General features: G+C 33.5%; 8 protein-coding genes. 1 reads left to right on the plus strand and 7 read right to left on the minus strand.

The features are described from left to right. Positions 1-918: a tRNA (adenosine(37)-N6)-dimethylallyltransferase MiaA gene (gene miaA / locus BLV84_RS03590; RefSeq protein WP_394330490.1), complete on the plus strand. Its 918-nt coding sequence runs from the start codon at positions 1-3 to the stop codon at positions 916-918. Positions 919-965: 47 nt separating this feature from the next. Here miaA and BLV84_RS03595 read toward each other — a convergent pair whose 3' ends face one another. The 7 genes from BLV84_RS03595 to BLV84_RS03625 all read right to left on the minus strand — a co-directional run bounded on the left by BLV84_RS03595 (position 966) and on the right by BLV84_RS03625 (position 11,302). Beyond that, positions 966-1,691 (minus strand): response regulator transcription factor, encoded by a 726-nt coding sequence (locus BLV84_RS03595; RefSeq protein WP_093239640.1) that lies wholly within the window; start codon positions 1,689-1,691, stop codon positions 966-968. A gap of 4 nt (positions 1,692-1,695) precedes the next feature. Further along, complete coding sequence (locus BLV84_RS03600; protein WP_093239642.1) at positions 1,696-3,270, minus strand: sensor histidine kinase; 1,575 nt, start codon at positions 3,268-3,270, stop codon at positions 1,696-1,698. A gap of 77 nt (positions 3,271-3,347) precedes the next feature. Continuing rightward, positions 3,348-3,926 (minus strand): dephospho-CoA kinase, encoded by a 579-nt coding sequence (gene coaE, locus BLV84_RS03605; RefSeq protein WP_093239644.1) that lies wholly within the window; start codon positions 3,924-3,926, stop codon positions 3,348-3,350. Continuing rightward, complete coding sequence (locus tag BLV84_RS03610) at positions 3,923-4,780, minus strand: YbbR-like domain-containing protein (RefSeq protein ID WP_143521315.1); 858 nt, start codon at positions 4,778-4,780, stop codon at positions 3,923-3,925. The genes coaE and BLV84_RS03610 overlap by 4 nt, the downstream gene beginning before the upstream one ends. Before the next feature lie 86 nt (positions 4,781-4,866). Continuing rightward, positions 4,867-5,871, minus strand: a complete 1,005-nt coding sequence (locus tag BLV84_RS03615; RefSeq protein ID WP_093239648.1) for a glycosyltransferase family 2 protein — start codon at positions 5,869-5,871, stop codon at positions 4,867-4,869. Positions 5,872-5,972: 101 nt separating this feature from the next. Further along, positions 5,973-10,364 (minus strand): fibronectin type III domain-containing protein, encoded by a 4,392-nt coding sequence (locus BLV84_RS03620; protein ID WP_093239650.1) that lies wholly within the window; start codon positions 10,362-10,364, stop codon positions 5,973-5,975. Positions 10,365-10,492: 128 nt separating this feature from the next. Continuing rightward, positions 10,493-11,302, minus strand: coding sequence for an enoyl-ACP reductase FabI (locus tag BLV84_RS03625; protein WP_093239652.1), 810 nt, complete (start codon positions 11,300-11,302; stop codon positions 10,493-10,495). Between the last annotated feature and the right edge of the window lie 26 nt (positions 11,303-11,328).

The following is an 11,328-nucleotide window of genomic DNA, read 5'->3' on the forward strand; positions in this document are numbered from 1 at the left end:
TTGAAAAACAATTATTTAATAAGTGTTATCGGGCCAACAGCCATTGGTAAAACATCTTTAGCGATTCAATTGGCTAAACACTTTGATACTGAAATATTATCTTCAGATTCACGTCAATTCTACAAAGAAATGCAAATTGGAACTGCAGTTCCTTCTCAAGAAGAATTATCAACAGCAAAACATCATTTCATTCAACATAAATCAATTCATGATACTTACACTGTCGGTGATTTTGAAAAAGAAGCTTTAGCTACATTAGAAAAACTTTTCAAAGAAAAGTCTGTTGCCATTATGGTTGGCGGAAGTGGCCTTTATGAAAAGGCTGTAACTAAAGGATTAGATCATTTCCCTGACGTTGATAAAAATATTTTCAATGAATTAAATGAAGAACATCGAAAAAATGGTATTGAGAGATTAGCAAATAAATTAATCGAATTGGACCCAGACTATGCTAAGAATGTTGATTTAGAAAATCATCAACGCGTCATTAGAGCATTATCCATTTGTTTATCGACTGGAAAGAGATTTTCAGATTTTTTGGGACAAACAGAAAATAAACGTCACTTCAGGAATATAATTGTTGGCCTGGATGCTGACAGAAGAATCATCTATGATCGCATAAATCAACGTGTAGATATGATGCTTAAAAATGGTTTATTAGAAGAAGCCAAAAGTTTAGAGAAACATAAATCTTTAAATGCACTCAACACAGTTGGTTATAAAGAGCTTTTTAAATTTATGGATGGTAATGTCTCTTTAGAGAAAGCGATTGAAAATATCAAAACGAATACAAGAAGATTTGCAAAACGTCAATTGACATGGTATAGAAAAGACGATAGAGTCAATTGGTTTAATTATCAAAAAACTCCTAAAGAAATTATTGAAAAATTAAAGGATAAATACTTATTGCAATCTTAGAGATTGCAATAAGTATCGTTTTTTTGAAACTGAATTTATCCTATTTTTTAATATGTGCTCTTTCCACTTTCGTCTTTAACAACTAAACGGAATCCTTCACCGTGAATGTTTAGGATTTCAACTAAATCATCTTTCTTCAAGTACTTTCTAAGTTTAGCGATATAGACATCCATACTACGAGAAGTAAAATAGTTATCATCTCTCCAAATCTTAGTTAAAGCAAGTTCACGTGGCATTAAATCATTTTCATGTAATGCAAGCAATCTTAACAACTCGTTTTCTTTCGGAGATAACTTTATAGGTTCTTCTTCTTTGTAAGTTAAGAAGCGAAGCTTAGAATTTAGGTGGAAGTTTCCGATAATAAACTCAAACTGCTTGCTATCCGCTAAGCTGTCACTTGACTTACGTTGCATGATTGCTTTGATTTTCATCAAGAGAACCTCACTGTCAAATGGTTTATTTAAATAATCATCTGCACCTACTTTATATCCTTTCAAAACATCTTCTTTCATTGCTTTTGCAGTTAAAAAGATGATAGGAATATCTTCATTTTTGCCACGGATTTCTTTTGCTAAAGTAAACCCATCTTTATAAGGCATCATGACATCTAATATACATAGATCGTAAGTACCTTTTTTAAATTTCTCGAAACCTTCCATTCCATTTTTGGCATGTGTTACGTCAAAATCATTCATTGCTAAATAATCTTTTAAAACAATACCAAAGTTTGGATCATCTTCGACAAGTAAAATCTTTTTGTTTTCAGTTTCCATAGTTTTATGATATTAATGGTAATTTTATTATAAATGTTGTTCCTTGATTCTTCTCGCTTTCCACACTCACTTCACCGTGGTGGTCATCAACAATTTGCTTTACATAGGCAAGACCTAAACCGTGACCTTTCACATTATGAACATCGCCAGTATGTTCGCGATAAAATTTTTGAAATATTTTTTTCTGTGTTGTTTTACCCATTCCGTCTCCTTGATCTTTCACACTTAAAACGATATAGTTCTTAACAACTTCTGTAAAAATATCAATTTTCGGTGGTTCTGGAGAATATTTGATTGCATTATCGAGTATATTAACTATAACGTTAACAAAATGTGAGTTATTTGCTAAAATTGTACAATCTTTTGCAGCATAATTTGTTTTAATATAACCTCCCCTATCATCGACTATTAAACTCACATGTTTCACTGCAGCATCAACTATTTCATGCAGAGATGCTTTTTCCTTCTTGATATCTAATTCATTTTTCTCAAGTTTAGAAATACGCAAAACATTTTCTACCTGAGCATGCATACGCTTATTCTCTTCACGAATCATCTCTAAATATCGAGCAACCATTTCTGGTTTTTCAGAAATTTTAGGATTTTTCACCGAATCTAAAGCCAAATTAATTGTTGCGATTGGCGTTTTAAATTCGTGTGTCATATTATTGATAAAATCTGACTTGATCTGAGATATTTGTCTTTGTTTTATCAATTGATTAATGGCTGTCGCAAACACAAAAACAATAATAATAGTAAAAGAGCCTGATAAGATTGCCATTAAAAGAATGGACGATAAAATCGCTTTTTTCTTATCTTGGAAATTGATAAAAAGTTGATAACTCGATGTGTTATTATTGTATTTAAAAACAGGAATACCGTATGTCGATGGTGAGTTTAGTTTAAAATCCGCAGAGCGAATTCTTGTGTTTAAACCATTACTGAAAATACCAAACTCGTAATCAGAATTGATATCTAATTTTGAGATATAAGAATCGATAATCCCTCTCACTTCAGTAGTGTCAATACGTTTATGAATTGGTAATTGAGATGCCATTTCTTTGACAACATCAAGTAATAAAAAACGTTCAGCATCCTCAATACGGTTGATGCGTTGATAACGCTCTTGCGCTGATAAGCCTAATCCATCAATTTCATCAGATTCATTACGAGAAATTTTAGTGGCTAATTTTTTTGAAGTAATTTTTTTAAAAGAAACTGAATCCTCTTCATCTGCCAGAAATTGAGATGAAATCTTATATTCTTCTTGAATCAAGCTGTTAGAATAGACAAAATATTCGCTTGAAGCATCATCTTTCTTAACCTGAAACAGTTCACTTAATTGTTTGGTCATCGGTTTTGTAGAATCCGCGATGCTTGCAAGTTCAAAATAATATTTATTGATCTCACGATCTTCAATATCACTAACAACATTGACCAGCATTTGCTTGGCTGCAATAGAAAATTGCTCTTCATTGTTTTCGACATTACTTTTGATCCAATAGCCTTGAACAAAAATAATCCCGATGAGGGCAAGCGTCATTGCAATAATTAAAATTCTAAACAACCTTGTATTCATGTCCGCAAAATTATTGTTTTAACATTTGCAGAACTTAGCGTTTAACCAAAAGTTAACATGGCTTTGCAAGATATGTTTCAAATACCACGAAAAATTTTATCATACTTGTTAACTTGGTGTTTAGTCTTATCAATCTTAACATTATCCAAAGTGTAATCTGCCAATTCTTTTTTTCGAAGCTCAGGCCATTGGTTATTCATTCTTTTTAAAACCTCATCTTCAGTGACTGAATCTCGCTTCATCACTCTTTCGATACGTAATGCTTTTGGTGCTGTCACTAAAAGTGTTTTATCAAAAAATGATTGCCTGTTATGTTCAAAAATAATTGCTGCTTCATAAATAATGTAAGGTGATTTTTGCTGAGAAAACCAATTTTCAAAAGCTTGATGAACTTTAGGATGAATTATGTTGTTGAGCTTCTTGAGTTCTTCAGAATCTGAAAAAACAATCTGACCTAAAGCTTTTCTGTCGATGCTGTTCTTTGAAATCACACTGCTTCCAAAACATTCTTTAATTTCGTTGACAACTTCTTCTTCTTCAAAAAGCTTTTTTGCTTCAACATCGGCTATAAAAACAGGAACTCCCTTTTCCTTAAAAAGTGCTGCAACAGTTGATTTACCACTGCCAATTCCTCCTGTTAAACCAATTTTTTTCATTCCCTGATTAAATAATTAACTTTTGAAGTATTAAAACGTATGTTTTTGATATGTTTAGGTTTCATATCAAGATAAGGTGTCAAGACATTATCGTCTTTTTCGCGTTTCTTATAATCACAAATAAGACGAAAATCTTTATTGGTAATATCATCATAATGCTGAAGTTCGACCTCTATATTCATCTGAATTTCCTTAGGAAAAATAGATAGCTTCATATTATCAGGTACATTGATCACATCAATTGGAAGCTTGATTTTTTTCTCAGTGTATTTGGCGACTTTCAATTTGTAATCAACTTCTTTTTGAGAAATATCATGAATATCAAGTTGACTTAAGTCAATCGCAATGCGATCTTCAAGAGATTCTTTGACTTTATGAACTGTTTTTTGCTGTGTTGATACAGAATGAATTGTATCTAAAACAGTTTGGTTTCCGTAGATCGTCAAACTGTCAGGTGTAAACTGAAAATCAGCAACAGAATCGTACCCAGTTGCGAAATCAATGTTGATACGAGATTGAATTCCCACTTTTTTAGAATAAAGCTTGTAAGTGCTGATGTTGATGTCTTTGGTTTTGATATCAAAACTTCCATTAGGCAATTCTAAATTTTCTTGTACGACGGATTTGATACGCTCATTTGCTAAATAATAATTATCATCAACTTGCTCTAACTGATTAAAATCTATCAAAATAGTTTTTTCAAATAAGCTAAAACTGATAAACTTAATTCCTGTGGCTTCAAGTTGTACCTTAATGATCTCATTATTCGATTTCTTAATTATTTTATTTTTGGGTAGATTTTTTAATTCATAATTAAATTCAATTGTATCAGTGTATGTTTTTGATAACTTCAATATAAACCATATAAGGCTTGTTGATATCAGAATAAACAAAAAAGCTTTGTTACTATTTTGAAAGATTTTTTTGATATTTATTTTCTTCATTTAGTAAAAAATAAAAATGGATATTTCTTTTGAGGGTTTTTGTCTGTTAAGATACAATGATAATAACTCTGCAAAAATGCAAAACCATAACCTGAAAACTGAATAAAAATAGCAATAATGCTATAAAAAGCAACATTGAAAGATTTATATTTTATAAAAGCCGAAACAAAGGCGATGAGAAAATAGATCAAGTAAAGCCAAATGAAATAAGGTAAGCCAACGAATGAAAGCATCAGCGAGACTATAAATCCAAGAATAAAAACACTTGGAAAGAAGAATGTTATTTTTTGTGTTTCAGGAAATCTTTTGATTAAAATAGGCCTGACCAAACCAAATTTTTTAACTTGATTGTAAAATTTATTAAAATCAATACGTCTTTTATGATACAAGTAAGCATTAGGGATAAATCCTAATTTGAAATTCATTTTTTTTAAACGTATAGATAAATCAGGATCTTCTCCAGGGTGAATTTGACCGAATCCGCCTGACTTTTGAAAAGCTTTTTGCGAGATTCCCATATTAAAACTTCGCGGCTCGTATGATTTATTTGCATTTTTACGACCTCTTATTCCGCCTGTCGTGATTAATGAAGTCATTGAGAAATCTATCGCTTTCTGAATGTTTGAGAAAGAATTATGCGCACGATCAGCACCTCCAAAACAATCCAAATAATTACTATTTAAAGAAGTTTCAATGCTTTTTAAATAATAAGAAGGAAGAATCACATCACTATCTAAAATAATATAATAGTTCCCCTTAGCGCGTTGCATTCCGAAGTTTCTAGAATCGCCTGGTCCAGTATTTCCTTTCTTAAAATAACTGATGTTAAGCTGATTTTTATAAGAATCAATGACAACCTCAGAAGTTTGCTCAGAGCCATCTTCAACAATAACAATTTCATAAGCTTTATGATAATCTAATGATTGAAAACTATGCAGTAACTCATCAATTTCTTGAGGTCGATTATAAACAGGAATAATAAATGAAAAATAAATCTCCATGCCGCAAAAATAGATTAATTAATGAGAATTTAAGCAAAGTCTTTCCAGCAAAAAACCCAGAACTTTCGCCCTGGGTTTATCTATTAAATAAAGTTTAAAACTTATTTTTTAATCAATCTAAATGTTTGTGTTTGTCCTTCAACTGTTGCTTTTACTAAATAAACACCAGCCTGAACATCACTTAAGTCAAAACTAACATCAGTTGACTGTGGCGAGATATTTCTTACCTCTTGCCCTAACATATTGTAAATCACAACTTGTTCTAACTCGTAAGTTGAGTTAATCTCAAAGCTTGATTGTACTGGGTTAGGATAGTAAGTAAAGTTTGCGTCACTAAAGAAATCTTGATTTCCTGTTGTCACATCTGCATCTACATTAAAGATGATTTCTGTTTCACTTCCTGACGAACATGAATTTAATCCATCAGCATCTAATGTGATGTACATCATTCCTGACTGAGCAGTAAAGATTAATCCTGCCAGCTCACCTGCTGTTGTGGTTGGATTATCTGAATCATAAAGTACAACTCCTGTATCATCTGAACCATCGTAAATCATTAAATCATCCCAAGTCCCTCCACTAAAGTTAGTTTCAAGTGTTCCTTGAATAAACTCAATTGTCAAAGTAGAACCATCTGATGACTCAAACAACCATTCTTTAAAATCACTATTTTCATAGCAGTATGTTCCAGACTCAGTTGTGCCAGGTGTTACGATAACTGCTGCAATATTAGTTTTGAAATTAACTGGTGCTGATAATGGGCTTAAGCCATCTGCATCACAATCTCCTCTAACATAAGCATCATAATCCGTATCAACAGATAGTCCTGTTACTGTAACTGTAGAAACTCCTGCTGCAGTTGTTCCTGTTGCAACTGGTGTATCAACTGTAGGGTCTTCTCCTTCTACCATCACATACCATTCGTAACCATTGATTGTCTCTACATTATCTGTCCAACTCAATTCTGCTTCTGTTGAACTGATATTGTCAACCGATAAGTCTGTTATTTCAGAACACGTCAATGGTGTTCTTACTTTAAAGTTATCAATGTAAATGTTGTAATCTTCCGAATCATCAACCGAACCATCTGTTGCATAAAATGCAAACTGAACATTTGAACCTGTCGTTCCTGTTAAGTCAATTGTAACTGTTTCTCCTGCATTTGAGGGTTCACTTCCTGCTTCCCATGATTGTAGCTCAATCCACGTAGTTCCGTCTGTTGAATAAAGCACAAAAACCTCATCATCAGAACCCATATCTATATCTGCTGAACCACTAAAAGCTGTAATACCAATATCGAAAACAACTTCATAACCATCAGCTGACAAATCAAATGCTGGTGAAATTAACCACTCTTTACGTGTATCAGTATATAAGTTAATTCGTGCAGCCCCTGAAGATCCATTGTTTAAAAAACCATCAGATGTCCATGCGCCTGAACCATAACTTGCTGGCCCTGTTACAAAATCACCATCTTCAGCTTCTTCCCAACACACAGGTAGAAAATCTGAAAAATCTTCTAAATAATCAGGTACAAAAGTTTCACAAGCCGTTTGAAAACTTTCTGGACCTTCATAATCACTTAAACCATTCGCATCACAGTTTGATAAAATATAAAAATCATAAACTGTCGCTGCTGTTAATCCAGTCACGGTCACAGCTGTATCTCCTGGATTTGTTGTTCCAGACTCTATTGGTGTGTCAACTGCAGGATCTTCTCCTTCTGCCATAACAACCCAGTCGTAACCCAATTCTTCAGAAGCAGATACTGTCCAAGTGAATTCAGCTGACGTAGATGTAACATTTGTTTCATTAAGTGCTAAATCTGTTGGTGCTGCACAAGTTACAGTTGTTTCTACTGTTAAAGTATCAGAGTAATCACTCATTCCTTCAACACCACAATCTGTTCTCACGTAAACATCATAAGTTGTTGTTTCTGACAAACCAGTAATACTAACTGTTGTTACACCTGTTCCAGTTGTTCCTGTTTGAATAGGTGTATCAACATCAGGATTTTCTCCTGAAGCCATTACAAACCATTCGTAACCGTCAGTTTCTGTAGATATAGCATTCCAATCTAAATCAAATGAATTACCATTTACATTTGAAGCTATTAAATTTGAAGGCTTAACACAAGCCGGTGCTAAATCAATTTGGATATCGTCAACATACAAATAATATTGGCCTGAAACTGAATACGCCTGAAAACCAAAATAATAAACGCCGTCTGCAGGAACTGTAAAAGCAACTTCAGCAATTTCAGAACCACTTAGAGTAATTGTATGATCATTTAAATTTTCTGTCATACTAGCAGCTTCTGGAGAAGTTCCGTAGGCTACTTTTAATTTTTCAGTATAAGACGTGGAGTTATTACCATATTGATAAGAAATTTCATAGTCTATACCAGCTTGCAAATTCAAGCCTTGTGTAAAATACCAAGTATTAGCATCTGAACTATAAGTATATGAATACTCTAATACATTACCATTAAAACCATAACTTGTCTCAGTATCAGTCTTCCAGTCATTACTATCTCCTATTGTTTCAAGTGTACCACAATTTGGTAGATCTGGAGTTGTTACAGATTCAAAATCTTGAACAAATGGAATATTTGTAGCATCACAAACAGTAGAAGCGACAACTACTGGCTCTGAAAAAGAACTTGTTCCTTCAGTACCACAGTCAGAAACGACATAAAAGTTATAAATAGTTGATGGATTTAACCCTGAAATAGTTCCAGTTGTTTCTCCTGCGGCAACCGTTTCAGTTGCTTCAGGTGTGTCAGAATAAGGGTCAGCACCTTCAGCAAAAGCATAAAGCACATAACCATCTGTAGCACCAGGTTCTTCATCCCATGATAAATCCATAGAAGTTGTAGTTGGTGCAGATACAGCTACATTTTCAGGCATTAAACAAGATGGTATTTCTTCGATTGTTACATCGTCAATACCAAATCCATATACTGTAGAACCTGATTGTGTTTGATGAAAAGCAACATAAATCGTTTGACCAGTATAAGCTGATAAATCAAGAATATGCTCTTCCCATTCAGTATTTGTGACATCAAAAGTCCCTAGATTATCCGTAAAACTCGCTACATCTGTATTTGTCGTTGAAACAAGAACATCATAGGTGTTATTTTGAGAAGAACTTTCAACAACATCATACCATCTGATTTGCATATCGTTAGTTGCCGAAAAATCTAAAGCAGGCGAAATCAAATAATCATCTTCATTACCCATACCATGTGCTGTACTACTTCCTGAACGTGGCGTGATGTAACTAGCAGATTTTGTCCATGTATATGAATCATTATCATTATTAATGACTGACCAACACAAAGGTGCTTCAGGTGAGCCTGACCAGTTTCCATCAAAATTTTGTGTTAAAGGAAAAGATGAATTTGCAGGACAAAGTGTTGCAAAACCAAAAGGACCAGTCCAATTACTTTCGTCACTTGGCCCACAATTAGCTTTCACATAAAACTCGTAAGATGAAGATGCTGTAAGACCTGTAATTGTTACTCCTAATGTTCCATCATTATCTTCAATGCTTGTTCCTTCAGTTAAAGGATCAAAACCTTCATCACCATAAATAACAGTCCATTCTGTTTCACCTCCGTTTGAAGTCCAACTTAAATCTGCTACTGTTGTTGTAATATTTGAAGCAACCAAATCTGACGGAGCTGGACAAGTTAATTCTTCTAAACAAAAAGAAACTAACTCAGCAGCTGTACCAAAATCATAAATTTGTATTATAAGATCATCACCTATATTCCAGCCCGACAAAACTGTATCATCTGAAGCATAAGTAGATTCACATGTAATTTCTGTCCCGTCTGGCTGACGAATTATAATTCCTGGGTTACTATCACCATCATTCCAGATTAAAGCTGGTGATGTTGCTGTCCAAGAATAAAATAAATCAAGTCCTGTACTTGATCCATCACAAGATCCATCTAAACCACTATCAGTTACAGATCCATCTCCATAATCATGAGAAAATGTTGGCGTATCACAACCTGTCCCTGGAGCTGAAGGTGTGATAGGAATTGCTCCTACTAAAGTGTCATTGGGTGCAGGACATGTGTCTTTAAATGAACCTAAGTCCAAATGACAATCAGAATCTCCGTCATGTTCTAAAACTAGATTAATAACAGTTCCTACAGGGATTGGTCCAAATGAAACAACTCCAGTTGATGTTACAGGAATGCTAGGCGCACCTAAGTCATTAGTAATTGTCAAACTTGTTGCATCACCCATGTCGGTTACATCAACATTAATTGTATAAACACCATTGACACAATCTTCATCTATAGAAGTTGTTGCTTGCGGGGATGTACAATTTGCCTGAAAGGCTTCGAAAGAGTCAAAAGGATTCATGTCCAATGTGCTCAATTTTTCAGAGTCAAAACTCTCTGAAGTAAATAGCGCTGCTTCACTATGCCACGATATGGCAAACAGAAAAGCGAGCATTAAAGTAATTCTTTTCATAATTCGTTATATTTTATAATTGTTTAATGTTAACGAATATATAAAATTAATTAATAATTAAGAGTTTTTTAAATAAAAAAAACGCCCGAAAGCGTTTTTAGAAATATAAATATTTATAATAAGTGTTATTATTCAAATTTCTCAATAACATCTTGACTCACGCCAACATTAGAGAAACCTCCATCATGATAAAGGTTCTGTAATGTCACTTTTTTTGTTAAGTCAGAAAATAAACTAATTGTGTAATCTGCACATTCAAGAGCTGTTGCATTTCCTAGAGGTGACATTTTATCTGCGTAATTAATAAAAGCCTCAAAACCTTTCACTCCTTTTCCTGCTGTTGTTGGAGTTGGAGATTGAGAAATCGTGTTTACTCTTACTTTATTGTCTTTACCAAAGAAATAACCAAAACTACGTGCAATAGATTCTAAATAAGCTTTATTATCAGCCATATCATTATAATCAGGAAAAACACGTTGTGCAGCCATATACGTTAAAGCAACAATGCTTCCCCACTCATTCATCGCATCTTTTTCTTTTAAAACTTGCATGACTTTATGAAATGATAAGGCAGAAACGTCCATACCTTTGTGCGTCCAATCGTAATTTTGATTTGTGTAATGCCTTCCTTTTCTCACATTAATAGACATACCGATTGAGTGCAATACGAAATCTATTTTACCTCCTAAAATTTCTGTCGCCTGATCAACTAACTTTTCAAGATCTTCAATATTAGTTGCATCAGCTGCAATTATTTCAGAATTTGTTTTTTCAGCTAGGTCTTTGATTGACCCCATACGCATCGCTATTGGCGCATTTGACAACACAAAAGTTCCGCCTTCTTCATGAACACGTTCTGCTGTTTTCCATGCGATAGAATTTTCATCTAATGCACCAAAAATAATTCCTCTTTTTCCTTTTAATAAATTGTATGACATGTGATTGATATTTTGATTTGTAAATT

The sequence above is a fragment of the Psychroflexus halocasei genome, assembly GCF_900107595.1.
Classification (GTDB): Bacteria; Bacteroidota; Bacteroidia; order Flavobacteriales; family Flavobacteriaceae; genus Psychroflexus; species Psychroflexus halocasei.